This is a genomic window from Maritimibacter sp. DP1N21-5, assembly GCF_019218295.1.
Taxonomy (GTDB): Bacteria; Pseudomonadota; Alphaproteobacteria; order Rhodobacterales; family Rhodobacteraceae; genus Maritimibacter.
Genome location: NZ_JAHUZF010000006.1, coordinates 919964 through 942027, shown reverse-complemented (window position 1 = coordinate 942027; position 22064 = coordinate 919964). Strand labels below are relative to the sequence as shown.

Annotated in this window: 18 protein-coding genes; 5 read left to right on the top strand and 13 right to left on the bottom strand. The window is 64.7% G+C overall.

The annotated features are described in order from the left end of the window. Nucleotides 1-38: 38 nt before the first annotated feature. The 5 genes from KJP29_RS12310 to speB form a co-directional block, all read right to left on the bottom strand. Nucleotides 39-692, bottom strand: coding sequence for a DUF4167 domain-containing protein (locus KJP29_RS12310; protein ID WP_218463838.1), 654 nt, complete (start codon nucleotides 690-692; stop codon nucleotides 39-41). Nucleotides 693-943: 251 nt separating this feature from the next. Beyond that, nucleotides 944-1780 carry a peptide chain release factor N(5)-glutamine methyltransferase gene (gene prmC, locus KJP29_RS12305; RefSeq protein ID WP_218463837.1) on the bottom strand — a complete coding sequence of 279 codons (837 nt, stop codon included), beginning with the start codon at nucleotides 1778-1780 and terminating at the stop codon, nucleotides 944-946. Further along, the gene (prfA, locus tag KJP29_RS12300; RefSeq protein WP_218463836.1) at nucleotides 1777-2832 is read right to left on the bottom strand and encodes a peptide chain release factor 1; all 1056 of its coding nucleotides are present in this window, start codon (nucleotides 2830-2832) and stop codon (nucleotides 1777-1779) included. Before prfA ends, prmC begins: the two co-directional genes overlap by 4 nt. 367 nt (nucleotides 2833-3199) lie before the next feature. Then, nucleotides 3200-3628: a DUF1499 domain-containing protein gene (locus KJP29_RS12295; RefSeq protein ID WP_218463835.1), complete on the bottom strand. Its 429-nt coding sequence runs from the start codon at nucleotides 3626-3628 to the stop codon at nucleotides 3200-3202. 113 nt (nucleotides 3629-3741) lie between these two features. After that, entirely contained in the window at nucleotides 3742-4701 is a 960-nt protein-coding gene (speB, locus tag KJP29_RS12290) for an agmatinase (RefSeq protein WP_218463834.1), read from the bottom strand. Nucleotides 4702-4817: 116 nt separating this feature from the next. Between speB and mazG the strand changes: the two genes are divergently transcribed. Beyond that, nucleotides 4818-5666, top strand: a complete 849-nt coding sequence (mazG, locus tag KJP29_RS12285; protein WP_218463833.1) for a nucleoside triphosphate pyrophosphohydrolase — start codon at nucleotides 4818-4820, stop codon at nucleotides 5664-5666. Nucleotides 5667-5735: 69 nt separating this feature from the next. Then, nucleotides 5736-6737 (top strand): Fe(3+) ABC transporter substrate-binding protein, encoded by a 1002-nt coding sequence (locus KJP29_RS12280; protein WP_218463832.1) that lies wholly within the window; start codon nucleotides 5736-5738, stop codon nucleotides 6735-6737. Between the two features lie 60 nt (nucleotides 6738-6797). On the opposite strand, the gene KJP29_RS12275 is transcribed toward KJP29_RS12280, so the two are convergent. The 3 genes from KJP29_RS12275 to KJP29_RS12265 all read right to left on the bottom strand — a co-directional run bounded on the left by KJP29_RS12275 (nucleotide 6798) and on the right by KJP29_RS12265 (nucleotide 10350). After that, nucleotides 6798-8162 carry a cytochrome P450 gene (locus KJP29_RS12275; RefSeq protein ID WP_218463831.1) on the bottom strand — a complete coding sequence of 455 codons (1365 nt, stop codon included), beginning with the start codon at nucleotides 8160-8162 and terminating at the stop codon, nucleotides 6798-6800. Continuing rightward, nucleotides 8159-9442: a hypothetical protein gene (locus KJP29_RS12270; protein WP_218463830.1), complete on the bottom strand. Its 1284-nt coding sequence runs from the start codon at nucleotides 9440-9442 to the stop codon at nucleotides 8159-8161. The genes KJP29_RS12275 and KJP29_RS12270 overlap by 4 nt, the downstream gene beginning before the upstream one ends. A 155-nt stretch (nucleotides 9443-9597) precedes the next feature. Next, entirely contained in the window at nucleotides 9598-10350 is a 753-nt protein-coding gene (locus tag KJP29_RS12265; RefSeq protein WP_218463829.1) for a cytochrome c biogenesis CcdA family protein, read from the bottom strand. 114 nt (nucleotides 10351-10464) lie between these two features. Between KJP29_RS12265 and KJP29_RS12260 the strand changes: the two genes are divergently transcribed. Beyond that, entirely contained in the window at nucleotides 10465-10692 is a 228-nt protein-coding gene (locus KJP29_RS12260; RefSeq protein WP_218464939.1) for a sulfurtransferase TusA family protein, read from the top strand. An 88-nt stretch (nucleotides 10693-10780) separates the two neighbouring features. On the opposite strand, the gene KJP29_RS12255 is transcribed toward KJP29_RS12260, so the two are convergent. Both KJP29_RS12255 and KJP29_RS12250 read right to left on the bottom strand, forming a co-directional pair. Continuing rightward, complete coding sequence (locus tag KJP29_RS12255) at nucleotides 10781-13711, bottom strand: ribonuclease E/G (RefSeq protein ID WP_218463828.1); 2931 nt, start codon at nucleotides 13709-13711, stop codon at nucleotides 10781-10783. Nucleotides 13712-14184: 473 nt separating this feature from the next. After that, the gene (locus tag KJP29_RS12250) at nucleotides 14185-16704 is read right to left on the bottom strand and encodes a PBP1A family penicillin-binding protein (protein ID WP_218463827.1); all 2520 of its coding nucleotides are present in this window, start codon (nucleotides 16702-16704) and stop codon (nucleotides 14185-14187) included. A gap of 174 nt (nucleotides 16705-16878) precedes the next feature. Between KJP29_RS12250 and KJP29_RS12245 the strand changes: the two genes are divergently transcribed. Beyond that, on the top strand, nucleotides 16879-17475 hold the full coding sequence (locus tag KJP29_RS12245; protein ID WP_218463826.1) for a trans-aconitate 2-methyltransferase: 597 nt from the start codon (nucleotides 16879-16881) through the stop codon (nucleotides 17473-17475). Between the two features lie 7 nt (nucleotides 17476-17482). On the opposite strand, the gene KJP29_RS12240 is transcribed toward KJP29_RS12245, so the two are convergent. Then, on the bottom strand, nucleotides 17483-18682 hold the full coding sequence (locus KJP29_RS12240) for an N-acetylmuramoyl-L-alanine amidase (RefSeq protein ID WP_218463825.1): 1200 nt from the start codon (nucleotides 18680-18682) through the stop codon (nucleotides 17483-17485). Nucleotides 18683-18704: 22 nt separating this feature from the next. Beyond that, on the bottom strand, nucleotides 18705-19880 hold the full coding sequence (locus KJP29_RS12235; protein WP_218463824.1) for a pyridoxal phosphate-dependent aminotransferase: 1176 nt from the start codon (nucleotides 19878-19880) through the stop codon (nucleotides 18705-18707). A gap of 147 nt (nucleotides 19881-20027) precedes the next feature. Here KJP29_RS12235 and KJP29_RS12230 point away from each other — a divergent pair, with 147 nt between their 5' ends. Continuing rightward, on the top strand, nucleotides 20028-20780 hold the full coding sequence (locus KJP29_RS12230; protein ID WP_218463823.1) for a DsbA family protein: 753 nt from the start codon (nucleotides 20028-20030) through the stop codon (nucleotides 20778-20780). A 77-nt stretch (nucleotides 20781-20857) separates the two neighbouring features. Here KJP29_RS12230 and ispG read toward each other — a convergent pair whose 3' ends face one another. Further along, nucleotides 20858-21991: a flavodoxin-dependent (E)-4-hydroxy-3-methylbut-2-enyl-diphosphate synthase gene (ispG, locus tag KJP29_RS12225; protein ID WP_218463822.1), complete on the bottom strand. Its 1134-nt coding sequence runs from the start codon at nucleotides 21989-21991 to the stop codon at nucleotides 20858-20860. Nucleotides 21992-22064: the final 73 nt, after the last annotated feature.

Here is a 22064-nt window from a genome sequence, read left to right as displayed (position 1 = left end):
CGCTTGGCCGGGGCATGAACTCTGGTCCCGAAACCGCGTTATTCCGCGGCTTCCGGCGCCTCTTTGCCGCCGGCGGCTTCGGTCGCGCCGTCACCATCGGTCTTTTTCGCCCTAGGTTTGCGAGTGCGGGGCTTTTTCGGTTTCTCTTCCGGCGTCTCGACCAGTCCGCTGTCCTGATCTTCCTCGGCGCTGGTGTCCATCACGTCGGGCTGCGGTGCGGAACCCGGGTCGGTGAACATCTCCTGCTGTTCACGACGCCCCTGCTTTTCGCGGCGGCGCTGTTCGTCGCGGTTCTGACGGCCATCGGACTGTCGTCCGTCCGGCGCCCCACCGTTGTTGCCGCCGTTACCACCATTGCCCTGCGTCGCGTCACCTTCGGCTCCGTCAGTGTCGGGCTGGTTCTGACCGCCCTGCTGACCTTGCTGGTTCTGGCGCTTTGAGTCGGCGTCCTTCTGGGCTTCGCTCAGAAGACGCGCGTAATGCTCGGCGTGCTGCTGGAAATTCTCGCCGGCGACGCGGTCGTTGCCCAGAAAGGCGTCCCGCGACAGCTGGGTGTATTTGTCGATGATTTGCTGCGGAGTTCCGCGCACCTTGCCCTCGGGACCCGAACTGTCGAAGACCCGATTGAGGTTGTTGGAAGGCGAGCGGTTACGATTATTCTTCCCGCGCGAACGTGATTTAGACGATCTCATAAGTTCCTGTATCCAGCCTTTTTTCTGGCTACCGATCCCCGCTGCCTCCGTGCAGCGCCCAAATGGTCCGGTTTTTCGGCTTGCCGCGCCGAGAGGTCACTTTCCTCATCAGGCGCTGTTCTTGAGTAAACACGCGCCGTTGCGCGTGACAAGGGGATTTTGCGTATATCGGCGGCATAAGCGGTCTTTTTGCGCCTTTTTGGCACCAAATCGCTGATATGGCCTTGATCGCACGTCGGGTTCGGCCCGGATCATCGCGGGGCAAGCGCGCTGACGATGCGATCCTTACCTTCCATGTCGGGATGAACCGTCACGGCGTCAAGGCCTGCCTGACGGAAGATGTCGCACACCGATGCCCCCTGGCGATGACCGATTTCGACCAGGAGCCGACCGCCGGGCTCGAGGTGGTCACGGGCATCGCCTGCGATCACACGGTAGGGCGACAGCCCATCGCCGCCGGGCGTGAGCGCGAGGTCCGGGTCATGGTTGAGCACCTCCGGCGCCAGATCCGGCAACTCGTCGGCGGCGATATAAGGCGGGTTCGATACGATGAGGTCGAATGTCCCTTCTACGCCCGCAAACCAATCCGACCGGCGCAATTCGAGGCGACCTGCGACGCCGTGCATCGCCGCGTTGCGCGCCGCCGCCTCCAGCGCGCCGGGGGAAATGTCGGTCGCCACGCCCTGTGCAGCTTCATATTCGGCCAGAAGCGTCACAGCGAGAATCCCCGATCCGGTCCCCAGATCGAGCAGACGTGACGGGGCGGGACCCTCTGCCACAAGAGCGATGATCCCCTCGGTCTCTGGACGCGGGTCGAGCACATCCGGCGTGACTTCGAACCAGCGGCCCCAGAAGAGCCGCCGCCCGACGATCCGCGACACCGGCTCACGCTTGACGCGACGGTCAACTGCGGCGTCGAAGGCGCGCGCTTCCTCTTCCGTCAACGCATGCAACGCACCAAGCCGCACCATCGGGGCCTCGACCCCAAGCACATGTGCCAGCAAGCGGTCGGCATCCCGGTTCGCGCCCTCGATTCCAGCCTCGGAAAGGCGCCCCACCCCGCGCCGCAGCGCGTCGATGAGCTTCATCCTTCCATCTCGGCCAGTTTCGCCGCCTGGTCGGCTTCAGTCAGCGCGTCGATGATTTCGTCCAGATCGCCCGCCATGACCTCGCCCAGCTTGTAAAGCGTCAGGCCGATGCGATGGTCGGTCATCCGGCCCTGCGGGAAATTGTAGGTGCGGATCCGTTCCGACCGATCCCCCGAGCCCACCTGTGCCCTGCGATCCGCGGCCCTCGCGTCGTGCACGCGCTGCCGTTCGGCGTCATAGAGCCGGGTCTTGAGCACCTGCATCGCGATCTCGCGGTTGCGGTGCTGGGACTTCTCGGAACTCGTGACCACGATGCCGCTCGGGATATGGGTGATGCGCACGGCTGAATCGGTTGTGTTCACGTGTTGCCCGCCAGCCCCCGAAGACCGCATCGTGTCAATGCGGAGGTCGTTGGGGTCGATCTGGATATCGACGTCCTCGGCCTCGGGCAGGACGGCCACCGTCGCGGCCGAGGTGTGGATGCGACCGCCGCTTTCGGTCTCGGGCACCCGCTGGACCCGGTGCACGCCACTTTCGAATTTCAGTCGCGCAAAAACGTTCTCGCCCGAAATCCGGCCGACGACTTCCTTGATGCCGCCGAGCTCGGTCAGGCTTTGCTCCAGGATGTCGAAGGTCCAGCCCCGCGCTTCGGCATAGCGTTGATACATCCGAAGCAGATCGCTCGCGAAGAGCGAGGCCTCGTCGCCCCCCGTGCCGGGGCGGATCTCGATCATGGCAGGACGCGCGTCAGCCTCGTCTCGCGGCAGGAGCGCCACGCGCATCGCCTGTTCCATCTCCGGAAGCCGCGCGCGCAGGTCCGGCAATTCCTCTTCCGCGAGCGCGCGCATTTCCGGATCGGCCAGCATCGCCTCGGCCTCGGAAATATCCGAGAGCAACTGGCGAAAGACCGCGATTTCCTCGACCACCGGTTTCAGCGCGGCATATTCCCGCCCGACCTTGGCGATGTCCTCGCCCGAGAGGCCAGAGGACATCTTCGCCTCCAGAAACTGAAAACGTTGGGTGATCGCGTCGAGTTTGTCCAAGGGCACCATGGCGGGCTTCGTTACCGAGATATCAGGGCAGGTCAAGGTGGATCGCGGACCCTCGAACGCGTCCTTGGGGATTGCCGGGCCGACGTGCTACACTCTCCCGGTGACTGTCAAAGCCGTCCATGTCGTCGGCCTGGCTCTGGCAACAGGGGTGCCGATGATTGCTGGCACCGCCAGCGCCGATCCCGACTGCTATTGCACCGACCGTGCCGGCGCGCGGGTCGAGATGGGTGTTTCTGTCTGTCTGACCGTCGACCACCGGAGCTTCATGGCCCGCTGCGAGATGAGCCAGAACGTTCCAATGTGGCGTCCGACCGGCGAAACCTGCGCAGTGACGTCGGATCGGATGTCCCGCACGCCGCCAGTGGGCTCAGGCATCGCCGCCCGCTTCCAGCGCCTGCATCCAGCGCGTGACCTTGGCCGCGTTCACCCCCATGTCACCCTGCCCGAAGACAAGGTGTGAGTAGACGTGGAGGTTTCCCTCCGCCTGCCAGATCGTCGCGATATCGGGGAAACGCCAGAGCTTTGACCGCGTCACGAAGGCAGCCGGGTCCCTGCCCTCGCCGATCCGCTCTGTCCGTGGGGTCGCGGCGGCCACCTCGAGGAGCCTGTCGAACGCATCCGGCGGAAGCGTGTCGAGCGGCACGACGAGCTTGATCCCGCCGGTGAGCTTGTGGGCGCCCGGCTCGTCGGGTCCAGGGGTGGCCGTCAGCCTCCCCTGTGGCAAGGGCGCAAAGCGCACCCAGGCACCTGCGATAACGAGGAGCAGGACAAGACCCAGAACGATGCGAAGACCCATGGCACAGGCTCCTTTTCCCATGGGGCCAGCCTAGCGTTTTCCGGCGCGAGAACCAGTCCCGCGCGCAATCCGGGACCCACGGTCAGGATTCCCCCGTCGACCGAAACGAACGGTTAGCGCCGGGTCCAACCCCAGAGACACAGGATTTCCGTCGCCACATGGGCGGCGGCCACGGCGGTCGCCCCGGTGGTGTCGAAGGGTGGAGACACCTCGACCACGTCCCCGCCGATCACGTCGATCCCGGCCATACCACGCAGGATCGCGGCCGCCTGTGCGGACGTGAGCCCCCCCCAGACAGGCGTTCCGGTGCCGGGGGCGAAGGCCGGGTCCAGCGCGTCTATGTCGAAGGTGAGATAGGCCTGCGCATCCCCCACCACCTGCTTCACGATCTCGACGACGGCCTCGGAACCGATCCGGTGCACCTCGGCCGCGTCGATCACGGTGATTCCCAGGGTGTCGTCGTTCGTCGTGCGAATCCCGATCTGGACCGAACGCTTGACGTCGATCAGGTCTTCCTTGACCGCCTTGTAGACGAAGGTGCCGTGGTCGACCCGGCTCGGATCGTCGTCGGCCCAACTGTCGGTATGGGCATCGAACTGGATAAGGGCGAGCCGCCCGTGCTTGGCCACATGGGCCCGCAGGATCGGCAGCGTGATCGAATGATCCCCGCCCAGGGTCACGACGGCGCAATCCTGAAGCAGGATTTTCGAGATGTGCCGTTCGATCTGCGCCGGCACATCGGCGGGCTTTGCATAGTCGAAGGGCATGTCGCCGTGATCGACGATGGCGAACTCGCTCATGACGTCGAAGCCCCAGCCATAGGGCGCGTCGGGCGACTGCAGCGCCGAGGCCTCGCGGATCGCGCGGGGGCCCAGGCGGGTGCCGGGCCGATTGGTCACGGCCTGATCGAAGGGGATACCTGTGATCGCGATGTCCGCCGCGCTCAGGTCCTTCGTGTAGCGCCGCCGGAGAAAGCTCGTCGCGCCCGAGAAGGTGTTCTCGAATCCCGGCCCCTTCAGGCTTTCCTTGGTGAAGGCCGCGTCGATTTCGTTCTTCGCATCTTCGAGCGCCATATCCGTCTCCTAAAGGGCAACCGCGTTTTCCGCACCCTGCCAGCGCCCACGCGCCCCCGCAAGCGGTGGCGCTGCGCCACGCCGACTGTTACCAAACGGGCGACAGGAGGCCCCTTATGCGCGACCGTTCCAACGACATCGTCTTCGACCCCGACGGCGGGATGCCGCGGCTTCTCGAAATCATGCGCCGCCTGCGCGACCCGGCCACGGGCTGTCCCTGGGACATCGAACAGGATTTCGCGACCATTGCCCCCTATACCATCGAAGAGGCCTACGAGGTCGCCGACGCCATCGAGCGCGAGGCCTGGGGCGAGCTCAAAGGCGAACTTGGCGACCTGCTGTTCCAGTCGGTCTTTCACGCCCAGATGGCCGAGGAACGCGGGTTCTTCAGCTTTCACGACGTGGCGAACCAGATGTCGGACAAGATGGTGGCCCGTCACCCCCATGTCTTCGGCGAGGAGAGCCGCGAGAAATCCGCCGAACAGCAGACGAAGGACTGGGAAACGCTGAAGGCGGCCGAGCGCGCCGCGAAACAGGCGACGGGTGTCCTCGACGACGTGGCCATGGGCTTGCCTGCGCTCCTGCGCGCGGTGAAACTTCAGAAGCGCGCCGCCCGCGTCGGCTTCGACTGGCCAGACCTTGGCCCTGTGCTCGACAAGGTGGCCGAGGAAACGCGCGAAGTCGTGGAGGCCCGCGACCATCTGACCCACGACGACCTGACCGAAGAGTTCGGAGATCTTCTCTTCGTCATGGCCAATGTTGCCCGGCACCTGGAGATCGACCCGGAAGCCGCGCTGCGCCGCGCGAACGCGAAATTCGTGCGCCGGTTCAAGGGGATCGAATCGCGGCTCGAAGCAATGGGCAAGCGACCCGAGGACAGCGACCTGGACGAAATGGACGCTCTCTGGAACGCCGTGAAGGCCGAGGAAAAGGCTTCAAAGGTCGCGAAATCAAAATCCGACTAAGACTGTCAGGTATTGACCAAAGTAAAATTGTCGGGTTTAACCTCCTGCGAACGCAATTCGGAGGATACCATGCTTCGCACTACTGTCGCCGCGACCGCGCTTGCCGCTACGGCCCTGCCCGCCTTCGCCGACGTCAATGTCTATTCCTATCGCCAGCCCGAACTGATCCAGCCGCTGGTCGACGCTTTCACGGAAAAGACCGGCACCAATGTGAACGTGGCTTTCCTCAACACCGGGATGGTCGAGCGGCTGCAGGCCGAGGGCGACCGTTCGCCCGCCGATATCGTGCTGACCACCGACATTTCCCGCCTCGTGGAACTGGTCGACGCCGGCGTGACGCAGCCGGTGGACAGCGCTGTGCTCAAGGAACAAGTGCCTGAAAACCTGCGCGCCGAGGATGACCAGTGGTTCGCCCTCACCACCCGCGCCCGCATCGTATACGCCTCGAAAGAACGTGTGGCAGACGGCGAGATCACGACCTACGAGGATCTGACCGACCCGAAATGGCAGGGTCGCATCTGCACCCGCTCGGGCACCCACCCCTACAACGTCGCGCTCGCCGCCGCGATGGTCGTGCACCACGGCGAGGAATACACCAAGGAATGGCTCGAGGGGCTCAAGGCCAACCTCGCAATGACGCCGCAGGGCAACGACCGCGCTCAGGTGAAATCCATCTGGGCCGGCGAGTGCGACATCTCGCTCGGCAACACCTACTACATGGGTGAAATGCTGGCCGACGCGGAACAGACCGAATGGGCCAATTCCGTGCGCATCGTCTTCCCGACCTTCGAGGACGGCGGCACCCATGTGAACGTCTCGGGCGTCGCAATGACCGCGGCCGCGCCGAACAAGGCCGACGCGCTGGCGTTCATGGAGTTCCTCGCGTCAGACGAGGCGCAGGCGATCTATGCCGAAGCCGTGAGCGAATATCCTGTGGACGCCAATGTGGCAGCCTCGGAGCTCGTGCAGAGCTGGGGCAGCTTCACGCCGGACGACCTGAGCCTGCCCGAACTGGCCGCAGCTCGCCCCACCGCGCTGCGCCTCATGCAGGAAGTCGACTTCGACGGCTAAGATGCTGGAAAAGAGCAAGAATCGCCCGGCGCCTGCGTCGGGCGTTTTTCTTTGCCATGTTCAGGCGCGCGGCGTGATCGTCAGCCAGATCCCGTCTTTGCCCCGCACCGTCAGATGCGCGACAGGCATGGCAGGCCGTTCGGCGACCAGGTCAAAGCGATAGGCCCGCACCAAGAGCGCCAGAAGCAGCGGCCCCTCGATCATCGCGAAGCCCGCCCCGGTGCAGACCCGTTGCCCGCTTGAGAACGGCATATAGGCGTCGCGCAGGCATTGCTTCCCGTTCTCTGTCCCGAACCGCCCCGGATCGAAGTCGTCGGGCCGGTCCCAAAGCCGCTCGTGCCGCTGGAGGTGCCAGGGCGACAGCACCACCTGTGATCCCTTCGCCACCTCGCGGCCGCGAAACTCCTCAGGAAAGGTCGTCTGCCGCACCATCATCGGCACGGGGGGATAAAGCCGCAGCGCCTCGCGAAACACGTCCCGCGCCACGCGCAGCCGCGACACCGCGCCGAAGTCCTGGGTCAGCCCATCGGCCTCCGCCGCGACCCGGTCCTGCCACTCGGGGAACATCGCGAGCAGATAGAGCGTCCAGGCGAGTGCCGAGGCGCTCGTCTCGTGCCCGGCGAGGAAGAAGATCGCGACCTGATCAACCATCTCCTCGGTGTCAAAGCGTTGGCCCGTCACCGGGTCCGCCGTCGTCATGATCTTGGTGGCGAGGTCGTCCGGCGCATCCCCCGCGTCGATCCGCGCCATCCGCTCGGTCGTGAGCCGAGTGATAAGCGCCCGGATCTCCTGCGCTGTCCGCTTGGTCTCGCGGGAATGGAACCGGGGAAACCACCTCGGGAGCGGCAGCACGGCGCCGAGGTTCAGGACCGGCTGCGCGCGTTGATGCGCCCGGAACCTGTCGAAGACCTGCGCCGCGATGTCGTTCTCGATGGGGATCGAGAACAGCGTGCGAAAGATCACGTCCGCCGCGGCATGCGAGGTATGGAACTCCACCTCGGTCGGCGTCCCGTCCGCAACTGCGCCCAGCCGCGCCACGGCCGCCTCGCCCGCCGCCCACATGGCCGGAAAGGTATCGCGCAGCCGCCCGCCCTCGAAGGCCGGGTCGATGATCCGCCGTTGCCGCTTCCACGTCTCACCATTCGTCACGAAGACCGAATTTCCAAGGAGCGGCGCGAGCCCTTCGCGGATCCGGTCCGACTTGGGGAAATCATCGGGCCGCGCCTTCAGGACCAGATCGACGAGGTTCGGGTCGTTGCAGAGGTAGGAGCGGAAGAACGGCGTGCGAAACTCGGCCATCCAGGCCCGGTAGAGGTGCCCCGGCTGCGCCGACAAGATATCCTCCCGGAAGAGCCGCGCATATTCTCGCAGCGACACCTTCCCCGCACGCGCGGGCGGCTTTGGTGGCTGGCGTGTCGCGGTCATGACGGCATGCTCGTGAACTTGTTCACTGGGGCAGAGATCAGGCTCTTCGACGGCCTGCGATCCTCGAACCGGGCCGCGAGGCTCTTCGGCCCCGCCGTGATCCGGAAGTAATCATAATCGCCCGGCCGGTCAAAGGCGCAAAGATACTGAAAATGCAGGCGGAAGAACCGCCAGCGCAGCGCGCGCCAGCGTTCCGGCGACAGGGTCTGGGTGAAGGCCGCCGAGATGACGCGTGGCCAGAGCTGCCCCTCGGGCGCGACCCCCGACACCGCGACCGGGTCACAGAGCGCGAAGGCGCAGCCATCCCCCGGTGCCGTCACGTCGAGCCAGAAGATCCGCTCGCACCGCGCGAGGTCGTGGAGATCGCGCCTGAGCCGGCCGGCGTCGGGCAGGAAGCTGACCATCGGCACCACCTGCCCCAGCGTGAGAAATCCGAGAGCCGGTCCCTCTTCAGGCAGCCGCCCGTCCCGCATCAGATCGGCAAGAATCGACACTCCAAGATGGGCGCCCGAGGAATGTCCGACCACAAGCACCTCATCCACGTCGCTCGTCATCGCCTCGGCGATCTGGTCGGCGAAGTCCGCCATCCGCGCCTCGAGCTCCGGCGGATTGGCCCCCTTGGCACGCGCCGAATAAGCATAATCATGCATGAGGTAATAGACGAAGAGCTTGTTGTCCTTTTTCTTGAACCATCGAAGCACGCCCCAGGCCGCAAGTGCGCCGATGACAAGCCCACCGAGCAGCTCGACATAGAAAAGCGGAGCGAAAAGCCGCGGCCCCGCGATCGATTCCACCACAAATGCCGCGAGCAAGGCGAACGTCACGGCCACAAGCCAACCGACCAAGCCCGCCACCACCGCCTGCACGACCAGCATCCCCACGGGATAGAGCGCCGCCATCACCGGCCCCTTGCGAAGCCGCATGAGCCGCCGGAGCGCCCCGCTCGCGATATAGGTCCATGCCGTGCGAACCATCAGCGCATAGGTCTGAAGAATCCCTAGCTCCATCGACCCGCGCACGATGTCCGACCAGACGAGCACGTCGACCTCGGCCTCGGTCGAAAACCCCTCGATGTCGCCATTCACCGTCCAGCCGTAAGTGCCGCGCCCCTGCCGCCCGACGAGCCCGACCTCGTATCCAGAAATCCCGGCCTGCGCCGCGCCCTCGCTCCGATAAAGCTCGCGATACCGGCGGGGGTGAATGGGGTCATAGCCGGGAATATAGAACACCCGCCGCCGCCGCACGTCGCGCCGTATCTGCACCTCACCGAAGCGTTTCATGCCCAAACCAAACCTTGCCCTGCCGTAACGCTACCCCGAAAATCCGGCGCAAATAAGCCCCGGAAGTGCCCTTCATCGCTTCACAAGTACCTCGGAGGGGTCCGGGGAGGCAGAGCCTCCCCGGCCGGTCGAACGTCGCAAAGCTACGTTCGATATCATCCCAGTGTGGCGAGCCCCGGAAAGGTCTCGAGCAACCAGTAGGAAAACGACGAAAACCCGCCCGTCAACATGAGAAGCCCGATGGTCCACAAGAGCAGCCCCATGATCCGCTCGATCCGCTCCATGTGCCGCTTCATCCAACCCATGAGCCCGCGCATCCGGGGAAAGAACGCCGCGACCAGCAGGAAGGGCACGCCCAGCCCCAGCGCATAGACCGCGAGCAGAACCGTTCCCCGCGCCACATTGGCCTCGGAGGCGGCGAGCGACAGGATCGCACCCAGTTGCGGGCCGATACAGGGTGTCCAGCCGAAGGCAAAGGCAAGCCCCAGCAGATAGGCCCCGAAGGCCGAGCCGCCCTGATCCCCCGCGTCGAGCCGCGCCTCGCGGTTGAGGAAGGGGATCGTGACGATGCCAAGGAAATGCGCCCCGAAGATCATGACCACCACGCCCGCAAGCGTGTTGAAGATGGTCTGGTTCTGCAAAAAGAACGCCCCGAAAGCCGAAGCCGCGAAGCCAAGGAACAGGAAGACCGTCGATAATCCCATGACGAAGAAAAGCGCCGCCACCGTCGCCCGGCGCGACGATTTCGCCCCTTCGGAAAGCTCCGTCACCGAAACCCCCGACATATAGGCGAGATAGGGTGGCACGATGGGCAGCACGCAGGGGCTCAGAAACGACAAGAGCCCCGCCACGAGGGCGATCAGAAGCGCGGGCAGAAGGCTCGCATCGATGAGATCAATTCCGAACATGCTTTCCCCTATCCCGCCACGGCGGTCCCGTCACGGTCCCAAATCGTCACATGTTCGTTGAAGGGTGAAACGCGTCCTCTGGACAGCCCCGGTGCCGCGTTCTACCCAAACCGGATGGACGTGACACAGGAAATCGACGCGATCGGGCTTCTCTGCCCCTGGCCCGTGCTCAAGGCGCAGAAAGCGCTGCGTGACCTCGCGACCGGCGAGGTCCTCTGCCTCATGGCCACGGACCCGGTCGCCTTCATCGACGTCCCGCATTTCTGCACCGAGGAGGGTCATGTGCTCCTCGACGTGGAGGAAGACGGCTCCTCGGTCCGGTATTTCATCCAGAAGGGCTAAGCCCGGTAGGCTCGGCGACCAGCACACACAAGCAAAAAGGCGGGCCGCTTCGGCCCGCCTTTCGTTTTTTCGGTTCTGTCGGAACGGCCTAGCGCCCAAGGCTCCACCAGCCCTTGCGTTTGGGCTTGTCGTCGTCCTGCGCCTCTTCCGCCTCTGCCTCGGCCATGGCCGGCTCGCGGGCGGGCTCGGCTTCGGGTTCGGGCGCGACGTCCGGCGCGGGCTCTTGCGCCACAGGCTCGGGTTCCGCGACCGGTTCCGGCGCAGCGGAGGGTTCCGCGGCCACAGGCGCGGCGTCCGCAGCCGGGGTCCCGGCCTCTTCCGTGACCTCAGCCTCTTCGACCTTCTTCTTCGCGCGCGAGCGGGTCGTGCGCTTGGGCTTCGGGGCCTCTTCGGCAGCCGCCTCCGGGGCCGCCTCAGGAGTCACTTCCGCATCGTCGGTCTTTTTCTTGCGCGTCCGTGTCGTGCGCTTCTTGGGGGCTTCCGCGGTCTCTTCCGCGGGAGCTTCCGCCGCCGCTTCAGCGGCTTCGGGCGTTTCGACGTCGGTCTTCTTCTTGCGCGACCGGGTCGTGCGCTTCTTGGGCGCCGCTTCCGGTTCGGCTTGCGCCACCTCGGCCTCGGCGGCGACTTCCGGCTCGGGGGTCGCCTCGGGCTCGGTCACCGCGGCAGGCGCTTCGGCCGGCTCATCGGCTTCAGTTGCGTCGTCCTCCGACCCGGTCCCATCCGGCCCATTTTCATCAGACCCGTTTTCATCGGATCCGTTTTCATCCGACTTCGACTTGCTACGCCCGCGACCACCGCGACGGCGGCGACGCCGGCGCTTCTTCTTGGGTTCACCGTCTTCGTCGTCGGTGTCCGAGGTCTCCCTGTCGTCCTGATCGCCGGACTGATCGTCCTCCGCCGCGTCGTCGTCCTGATCCTCGAGAACGAGATCCTCGTCCTCTTCGTCCAGGTCTTCCATGAGCGAAGCGTTGCCCGTCACCACGGGGCTCAGGACCTCAGTCACCACACGGGTCGCGGTCTTGAACTTCTCGATCGAGAAATCAGGCGAGATCAGGAAGGGATCGGCTTCGATCCGCACCGACATGCCGTAACGCGCCTCGATCTGGAAGATGTGCTCGCGCTTGTTGTTGAGAAGGAAGTTCACGATGCCCACGGGAGCCTTCAAGAGAACCTCTTTCGACCGCTTGCGCGTGCCCTCTTCCTCGAGCTGGCGCAGGATGGTCAGCGCAAGGTTGTCGTCCGAGCGCACGAGGCCCGTGCCGTGGCAATGGTGGCAGGGCTGGGTCGTCGCCTCGAGCATCCCCGGACGCAGCCGCTGACGCGACATCTCCATGAGGCCGAAGCCAGAGATGCGGCCCACCTGGATGCGCGCACGGTCGGTCTTGAGCTTGTCCTTCATCCGCTTCTCGACGGCGGCGTTGTTCTTGCGCTCTTCCATGTCGATGAAGTCGATGACGATGAGCCCCGCGAGGTCACGCAGACGAAGCTGGCGCGCAACTTCCTCGGCCGCCTCGAGGTTGGTCTTGAGCGCGGTTTCCTCGATCGAGCCCTCTTTCGTGGCCCGGCCCGAGTTCACGTCGATGGCGACGAGTGCTTCGGTCACGCCGATCACGATGTAGCCGCCGGATTTCAACTGCACCACCGGGTTGAACATGGAGCCGAGATAGCTTTCGACCTGGAAGCGCGCAAAGAGCGGCAGTTGCTCGTTGTAGGCTTTCACGTTCTTGGCGTGGGACGGCATGATCATCTTCATGAAGTCCTTGGCGGTGCGATAGCCCGCCTCTCCCTCGACCAGAACCTCGTCGATGTCCTTGTTGTAGAGATCGCGGATCGACCGTTTGATCAGGTCGCCTTCTTCATAGATCTTCGCCGGCGCGATGGATTTCAGCGTCAGTTCGCGGATCTGTTCCCACATGCGCTGGAGGTATTCGTAGTCGCGCTTGATCTCGGTCTTGGTGCGTTGGGCACCCGCCGTGCGCACGATGAGGCCGGCACCGCGCGGCACGTCGATCTCCTGCGCGATTTCCTTGAGCTTCTTGCGGTCTGCGGCATTGGTGATCTTGCGGCTGATGCCGCCACCGCGCGCGGTGTTGGGCATGAGGACGCAGTAGCGACCCGCGAGCGAGAGATAGGTCGTGAGCGCGGCGCCCTTGTTGCCGCGTTCCTCTTTCACCACCTGCACGAGCAGGATCTGGCGGACCTTGATGACCTCCTGGATCTTGTATTTCCGCGGGCGCGGCTTGCGCGGCGAGCGGATTTCCTCGTGCACGTCCTCGTCGGCCACGGATTCGATGTCCGAGTCCTTTTCATGGGCCGGAGTCGTGCTGTCGTCGTCTTCATCCTGATCCGGGCTGTCGGAGCGACGCGACCGGGAGCGGCGGCTGCGCGAGCGGCTTCTGCGCGAGCGCGAAGGCCGGTCCCCGCCGTTGTCGTCCTCATCGGACTCCGCGCTATCGGCGTCGCCCTCGTCCGTTTCGTCACCGTCGTCGGTGTCGGTGTCGGTCGATGCCTCGTCGGGCTCTTCGACCGGGGTGTCTTCCACTGTCTCCATGGGAGACAGGCCCTCGTCCGGGTCTTCGCTGCCGGCGTCAAGGTCGATGACGTCCATGCCGCCGATCTCGACGTCGCGGGTCACGACCTCATCGTCGGGCAGGCTGTCTTCGGCGCGGGCCTTGGACCGCGTGTTCCGGGAGCGCGAGCGTTCGTCCTCACGGGCTTCCATCGCTTCGGCATAGGCGCGTTCTTCTTCAAGAAGCGCCTCGCGGTCGGCGACCGGGATCTGGTAGTAGTCCGGATGGATTTCCGAAAAGGCCAGGAAGCCATGACGGTTTCCGCCGTAGTCGACGAAGGCCGCCTGAAGCGACGGCTCTACGCGGGTGACTTTGGCGAGGTAGATGTTGCCAGCGAGCTGGCGCTTGTTTTCAGATTCAAAGTCGAAGTCCTCGACCTTGTTGCCGTCCACCACGACCACGCGGGTTTCTTCCGCATGTGTGGCGTCGATGAGCATTTTCTTTGCCATGTGTTCTCATTGCACCCGGGCACGGATCTGCCCCTGTTGTCAGCAGTGGCAGATTGTGGGGGTGACTTGTCTGGGCGAGGCTGGGCGCGCTGGCCGACACAGAAACGGGGGGCGTCAGCCCTCTCCCCGTCTCCATCAGTGTCTCACCGCGCCTCATCGCGTTTCTTCTCCGGCTCCCTGTGACGGGGCCCGTTCGGGTCCGGGCATGCGCATGCACGCCGGACAATCTTTGCGCTTCGGGTTGCCCCTTCAGCTCTGACCTTTCGGCCAATTCGGTCTGCCTCCAAGCGTCCTCTCGCCAACGCGGGGTGCCACTCGGTGCAGCGAAACCTTCGGGCGGACTCGGGCGATGCACGGTCCTCCACCCGCCCAACATAGTGGCGGGACCATACGCCTGACAATGGCGAAAATGGCCGCGCCCATCCTGGCGCGCGGGAACCCGGTCGAAAAACGACCACAACCCTATGTTTTCGTTAATAGAGCCCGCCCGCGGAGAGCGACGCCGAGGGTGCGTTCTGCTTGGGCACGTCCACCACGCGCCCGGTCGACGTCTGCACACGGTTCATTTGCTGCTCGTAGCTTTGCTGTTCGTCGAACAGGGGCAGGTTCGCCCCCATCGCGAAACCGCCGTCGAAGACGATGCCGAAGAGCGGCTCCTCACCGTCGCGGAAATACTCCGCCACCACGTTCGGTCCCGAGGCGCTGTCAGGTAGACGGGCGCCGGAATAACGGTCGATCTTCACAAAGTGGCCACCCGGCGGGATCTTGAACTTGCCGCCGCCGTATTTCTTCACGGCTTCGACCATGAAGCGCTGGAACACCGGACCACAAGTGCCGCCGCCCGAGGCCCCGCCCAGCGAACGCGGCTGGTCATAGCCGATGTAGCAGCCCGCCACGATGTTCGAGGTGAAGCCGATGAACCAGACGTCTTTCGCGTCGTTGGTCGTGCCGGTCTTGCCTGCCGTCGGCACCGGCAGGTTCACCGCACCCGAGGCGGTGCCGCGCTGCACGACGCCCTGCATCATCGAGGTAAGCTGGTAAGCCGTGATCGCATCCATCACGCGTTCGCGGTTCGAGGTGATCGTCGGCGCTTCGCCCGTGGGCAGACGCGCGGCCTTGCAGTCCTCGCAGTCGCGCTGGTCGTGACGATAGATCGTGTTGCCCCAGCGGTCCTGCACCCGGTCGACGAGCGTCGGCTCGACCCGCTCGCCCCCGTTGGCGAACATCGCATAGGCCGACACCATCTTGTAAAGCGTGGTCTCTTCGGCCCCGAGAGAGTTCGCGAGGAAGGGGTTCATCTTGTCATAGACGCCGAAGCGTTCGGCATAGCGCGCGACCGTCTCCATGCCGATTTCCTGCGCGATCCGCACGGTCATGAGGTTTCTCGACCGCTCGATCCCGGTGCGCAATGGAGTGGGGCCATAGAATTGGTTCGAGGCGTTCTTCGGGCGCCAGACCCCTGCCCCGGTCTGCACCTCGATCGGCGCGTCGATGATGATCGAGGCGGGCGAGAAGCCCGAGGACAGCGCAGCGGCATAGACGAAGGGCTTGAAGCTCGACCCCGGCTGACGCGTCGCCTGCGTCGCGCGGTTGAAGACCGAGTTCTCATAGGAGAACCCGCCCTGCATCGCGATCACGCGCCCCGTGTTCACGTCCATCGCCATGAAGCCGCCCTGGATGAGCGGCACCTGGCGCAGCGACCAGCGCATGAAGTCGCCCTCGCCGTTGTCGCCGGTGGTCATCGCGCGCACATGGACCACGTCGCCGCGCTCGAAATTGTCGCGGAACGACCCGCGCAGCCAGCGGATGTCCTCGCGCGGGACGACCCAGTTCGCGGGCTCCGGCTGGCCCTCGATCTTCAGTGTCATCTCGGCGTCGCCGATCTGGTCGACGGCCGCTACATGCCATTTGTTTTCGAGAAAGATGTCGCGCGCCACGCGGGTTTCGTTCAGCGCAGCCTCCCATGTGCCGTCATCGAGCGTGGCCGGATCGATGGATTTGCCCGTGCCGCGCCAGGTGCCCCGCGCCCGGTCCCAGTCCTCGAGCGCCTTGCGCAGCGACCAGGCGGCAAGTTCCTGCATCTCGGGATCGACGGTCGCGCGGATGGTCAGACCTCCCCCGAAGAACTCCTCCTCTCCGAAGTCGCGCGACAGTTGCCGCCGGATTTCGTCGGTGAAGTAGTCGCGCGGCGGCATGGCCGAACGGAAGCTTTCGAATTCACCACCCTGCACCGATTCAATCGGCTGCTCGCGCTCGGAGAGGTAGGTCGTCTCATCGATATAGCCGTTCTCATACATCTCCTTGAGGATGAAGTTCCGGCGATTGAGCAGGCGGTCGTGGTTGCGCACCGGGTGATAATCCGACGGCGCCTTGGGCATCGCGGCCAGCATCGCGGCCTCGTGGGGCGACAGCTCGTCCAGCGTCTTGTTGAAATAGGTCTGGGCCGCGGCGGTCACCCCGTAGGAGTTCTGGCCCAGGAAAATCTCGTTGAGGTAAAGCGCGAGGATCGATTCCTTGTCGAGCGACTTCTCGAGACGCGACGCGAGGATCAGTTCCTTGATCTTGCGCTCCGCCGAGCGGTCCGAAGACAGCAGGAAGTTCTTCATCACCTGCTGGGTGATCGTGGAGGCACCGCGCAGTTGCCCGCCACGTGCGGCATCCACAGCCGCCGCCAGCATGCCCCGCGGGTCATAGCCCTTGTGGTGGTAGAAATTCTTGTCCTCGGCCGAAATGAAGGCCTCTTTCACCAGCGCCGGGATCTGCTCGGGCGGCGTGTAGAGACGACGTTCACGGGCGAACTCGTCCATGAGCTGCCCTTCGCCCGAATAGATGCGCGAGATCGTCGGCGGCTGGTAGTTCTCGAGCTGCTCGTGGCTGGGAAGCCCTTGGGAATACATCCAGAAGACGGCACCCAGGAAAAGAGCGGACATGACGAGACCCAGCGTGATCGCCGAGAAGATGCCGCCAAAAATGCCAAGGATGAATCGGATCACGCCTGCCCCCAGAACTCAGTGGAGCCCTACATACTGAGAAAGCAATAGTGGGTCAAAGGCATCGGCGAAACTCACCTTGTCGTGCAACAAGATGGGCGAGATTTCGCGCGAAACGTGCTAAACCTCTGAAAAACCACTGGACCGGGCCGCGATTGGCCCCTAACCGGGATGATCATGCGCCCTGAAGATATCCTCCCCACATACGACCGTGTCGCCGCGGAATTCGCCAGGACCCGCGACCGCACGCTGTTCGAGCGGAAATGGCTCGACCGGGCCATCGCCTGTGCGCCCGGACGCAAGGTGCTGGATCTGGGATGCGGGCCGGGTGTGCCGATCGCGACCTATCTGACCGACCGGCGCTGCGAGGTGACGGGCGTCGACGGGGCCGGAGCGATGGTCCATCTGTTCCAGAAGAACCTGCCGCAGTCCCGGGTTTTTCACGCCGACATGCGTGGGCTCGATCTTCAGGAAAGCTTCGACATGATCGTTGCCTGGGACAGCTTCTTCCACCTCGCGGTGGACGACCAGCGCGCCATGTTCTCGACCTTCTGGACCCATGCCCACGACCGCACGGTGCTCTTGTTCACAACCGGCCCCTCGGCGGGCGAAGCCATTGGTCGGGTGGGCGGAGAAACGGTCTACCATGCCTCGCTCGATCCGTCGGAATATCGTGGCCTTCTGGCCGAGCACGGCTTCGAGGAGCTGGCCTTCGTGCCCGAGGATCCGACCTGCAACGGCCATTCGGTCTGGCTCGCGCGCTATCGGGGCTAGACCGGGTCTATTGTCTTAGTCTTGGCGCGGTGGCCGCATCTGTCTCGGACCACCCCATGACAGCGCCCTTGATCCCCGCCGCCATGGCGGCCCGCCACTCGGGATCATTGAGCTTGTCGAAGTCCCGTTTCGACGACAGGAACCCAAGCTCGATCAGAACCGAAGGAATGTCCGGGGCCTTGAGCACCGAGAACGAAGCCGACATGCGCGGCGTCTTGTAGGTCGAACCTGTGGCCTCCCGGATACCTTCGACGATGGCGTCGGCAAGCGCGTCGGACCGCGGCTGCGTGTCCGTGCGCGCCAGATCCATCAGCACCAGAGCCACCGTGTCGTCGGCTTCCGTGAGGTCCACACCGGCGAGAAGGTCCCCCCGGTCATGCCGCTCGGCGAGCTTCTGGCTCGCGATGTCCGAGGCATCGTCCGACAGCGTATAGACGGTCGCCCCGCTGGCGCGTCCTTCTGACAGGGCATCGGCGTGCAGCGACAGGAACACGTCCGCACCGGCCTTGCGGGCAAGGCTGACGCGTTCTTCAAGCGGCACGAAGACGTCCTCGTTGCGTGTCAGGACGACGGTCACATCGGTATCGCGCAGGAAAGCCTCCTCCAGCTCGCGTGCGAAGGTGAGAACGAGATCGGCCTCGCGCACACCCTCCCGCTCGGCGCCCGGGTCGATGCCGCCGTGGCCGGGGTCGATGACCACCACGAAGTCGCCGGGCCCGGACGCAGGCGGCACCGGAAGCTCGGCCAGATCGAAGGTCGCGCTCGCGGGGGCGCCCGCAGTGGCCGAGAACCGCTCCGGATCGGTGGGCACCAGAGCGATCTCCACCTTTGCACCCTGCCCCTCGGCGCGCATCGCGGCGCGTTCGACGGCGAGAGGCGTGGTCATTTCGATGACCAGCCGCGACCAGCCGGGGCGAAAGAGCCCCGTATTGACCGTGGCGATGGCCGGCAAGCCAAGCCCCGTGTCACCGTCCACCCCGTCCCAGTCGAGTTCCGAAAAATCCACGACGAGCCGCAGAGGGTCCTCGAGCGTGAACACCCGCCAGGGCACGCTTCGGTTCATCGAAATGCCGATGGTCACGCCCCTCTCGGTTTCCGCAATCGTCAGCCCCTCGCCGTTAAGCCGCGACAGCGCGGTCAGACCGTCCTGCGCGGATGCCGCACTTCCCAGCAGCAAGGAGAAAACGAGAATGAGCCGCCCGAACATGACCTGTCCTTTTTCCCGAAGCCTAGGGCGCGCGCCGCGCCCCGCCAAGCCCTCTTGAGGTGCGGGTCTCCATGAAGGCGCGCAGTCTGGCGAGCCCTTCCTCGATATCCGCCGTCGCCCGCGCATAGGAAAAGCGGATCGTCGTCGCCCCCCTGTCCGGGTCGAAGTCGAGCCCGGGTGTCACCGCGACGCCCGCCTCGCGCAGGATCTCGGCGGCGAAGGCCGGGCTGTCGTCGGTGTGCTCCGACACGTCCGCATAAATGTAGAAAGCGCCATCAGGAGGCGCGATCCGCGTGAACCCGGCCTTGGGAAGGCCCTCGAGCATGAGGGCGCGGTTCCGGGCATAAACGGCCCGGTTAGCTTCCAACTCGTCGCCCGCGTCCAGCGCGGCAAGGGCGGCCACCTGGCTCACATGCGGGGGGCAGATGAACATGTTCTGGGCGATCCGCTCCACGGTGCGCACGTGATCCTCGGGCACGACCATCCAGCCGATGCGCCAGCCGGTCATCGAGAAGTACTTGGAAAAGGAATTGATCACATGGACCTCGTCCGTGATCTCGAGCGCCGAGACACCCCGCGCATCGTAGTGGAGCCCATGATAGATCTCGTCGGAGACGAGCGAGATGTTCCTGGCCGCGCAGACCTCCGCCAGAGCGCCAAGCGCGTCATGTCCCAGCATCGTTCCCGACGGGTTCGCGGGCGAGGCGACCATGAGGCCCCTTATTCCCTGCGGAAGGTCATCCGGCACCGGTTGATAACGGTTCGCTTCCGAGGCCGGAAACACCACCGGCTCCATGCCGAGCGCCTTCAGGATCTGACGATAGGACGGATACCCCGGCGCGGCGATGCCCACCCGGTCGCCCGAGTCGAAGAGCGTCGTGAAGGACAGAAGGAAAGCCGCCGAGGACCCCGCCGTCACCACCACCCGGCCCGGGTCGAGGTCGACGTCATACCAATCGCCATATAGCCGGGCGATCCGCTTGCGAAGCGCCGGCAGGCCAAGCGCGACCGTATAGCCAAGCGCATCCGTGTCGAGCGCGCTGGCCACCGCATGGCGCGCGGCCTCTGGCGCGGGGGTCGCGGGTTGGCCGACCTCCATATGGATGATGTGCCGCCCGGCCTCTTCCGCGGCACGTGCCGCTTCCATCACATCCATCACGATGAAGGGATCGACTTCGCTTCGCCTTGATCTGCGCATTCTCTCCCCGCTAACTGGCCGTAACATTCCGTGACGCTGACCTGCCTTCTGAGCGGGAAAAGGTCAACGGGCGCGACCGGGTGACGCGCGGGGTTGTGAAACCTTCGCCCCGGCCCTAGCTTCGCCCGGCACCATTTGGGAGACAAGATGACCCGCCTCGTATCCGCCGCCGCCATCGCGCTTGGCCTCGCCACAGCGCCCGCGTTTTCCTTCGACATCGAAAGCATGTCCGAGGACGAGCGCGCGACCTTCCGCGAAGAAATCCGGGCCTATCTGCTCGAGAACCCCGAAGTGCTGATGGAAGCGATCGGCGTGCTCGAGAACCGGCAGGCAGAACAGCAGGTCGCCGACGATCAGGCCATGGTCGAGAACAACGCCAACGCGCTTCTCGATGACGGCTATTCGCTTGTCGTCGGCAACCCCGAGGGCGACGTAACCATCGTCGAGTTCGTCGACTATCGCTGCGGCTACTGTCGCAAGGCCTTCCCCGAAGTGAATGCACTGGTCGAAGAAGACGGCAACATCCGATTGATCTACAAGGAATTTCCGATCCTGGGGCCCGAGAGCCTGACCTCCTCGAAGTTCGCCATCGCGACGAACCTCGTGGCCGGGGAAGAGGCCTATGCCAGGATGCATGACGAGCTGATGAACCTGCGCGCCAATGCGACCGAAGAGGTGCTGGCAAGGCTCGCAGATGACATGGGGCTCGACAGCGCGGCTATCCTCGCGGCGATGGACGACCCGGAAGTGGAACGCCAGATCGCCGAGAACCACGCGCTTGGACAGGCGCTCCAGATCTCCGGAACGCCCACCTTCGTCTTCGGCGACCAGATGGTCCGGGGCTATGTGCCGATCGACGCGATGAAGGAGATCGTGGAGGAACTGCGCGGCGAAGGCTGAACGCATCCACTTCCACCAACGATGAAGGGCGCCCGTTACGGCGCCCTTTTTTTGCCCGGTTCACTTGTCGGCGGCGCCTACTCCGCCGCTTCTTCCGCGGCAGCGGCCTCGGCTTCGATCTCGGCGGCTTTCTTCTCGACCAGTTCGACGATATGGTCGACCATGCCATCGTTGTTGATCTTGTGGTCCTGCTTGCCGGCCATGTAGATCATGCCGTGTCCCGCCCCGCCGCCGGTGAAGCCGACGTCCGTCATCAGGGCCTCGCCCGGGCCGTTCACCACGCAGCCGATGATCGACAGAGAAATCGACGTGTGGATATGCGCGAGCCGTTTTTCAAGCTCGGCCACCGTCTCGATCACGTTGAAGCCCTGACGCGCGCAAGACGGGCAGGAGATGATGTTCACCCCCCGGTGCCGCAGGTTGAGCGACTTCAGGATCTCGAACCCGACTTTCACTTCTTCGACTGGATCCGCAGACAGGCTGACGCGAATCGTGTCGCCGATCCCGGCCCAGAGGAGGTTGCCAAGCCCGATCGCCGACTTGATCGTCCCGGAGACGAGCCCACCGGCTTCGGTGATGCCAAGGTGCAGCGGCGCGTCCGTCGCATCAGCCAACGCGTAGTAGGCAGCGGCGCTCAGGAAGACGTCCGAGGCTTTGACGCTGATCTTGAATTCGTGGAAGTCGTTGTCCTGCAGGATCTTGATGTGATCGAGACCGGATTCCAGCATCGCCTCGGGACAGGGTTCGCCATATTTCTCGAGCAGGTGCTTTTCGAGCGACCCGGCGTTCACGCCGATGCGCATCGAGCAGTTGTTGTCCCGCGCGGCCTTGATGACCTCGCGGACCCGCGCTTCGCTGCCGATGTTGCCGGGGTTGATACGCAGACAGGCGGCACCGTTTTCAGCCGCCTCGATCCCGCGCTTGTAGTGGAAATGGATGTCGGCGACGATCGGCACCGGGCTTTCGCGGGTGATTTCCTTCAAGGCCTTCGCGCTCGCCTCGTCCGGCACGGAGACGCGGACGATATCGGCCCCCGCCTCGGCGGCCGCGATGACCTGACCCAGCGTGCCCTTGACGTCGGTCGTCAGGGTGTTGGTCATGGTCTGGACCGCGATGGGGGCGTCGCCCCCGACCGGAACGTTGCCGACCATGATCTGACGGGATTTCCTGCGCTCGATGTTGCGCCAGGGGCGGATCGGATTATGCGACATGGTGCCTCGTCGGTGTGCGTTGCTCGCGCCTTGGATACCCCGCAGAGGCAGGAGGAACAAGGCAAGAGACTGT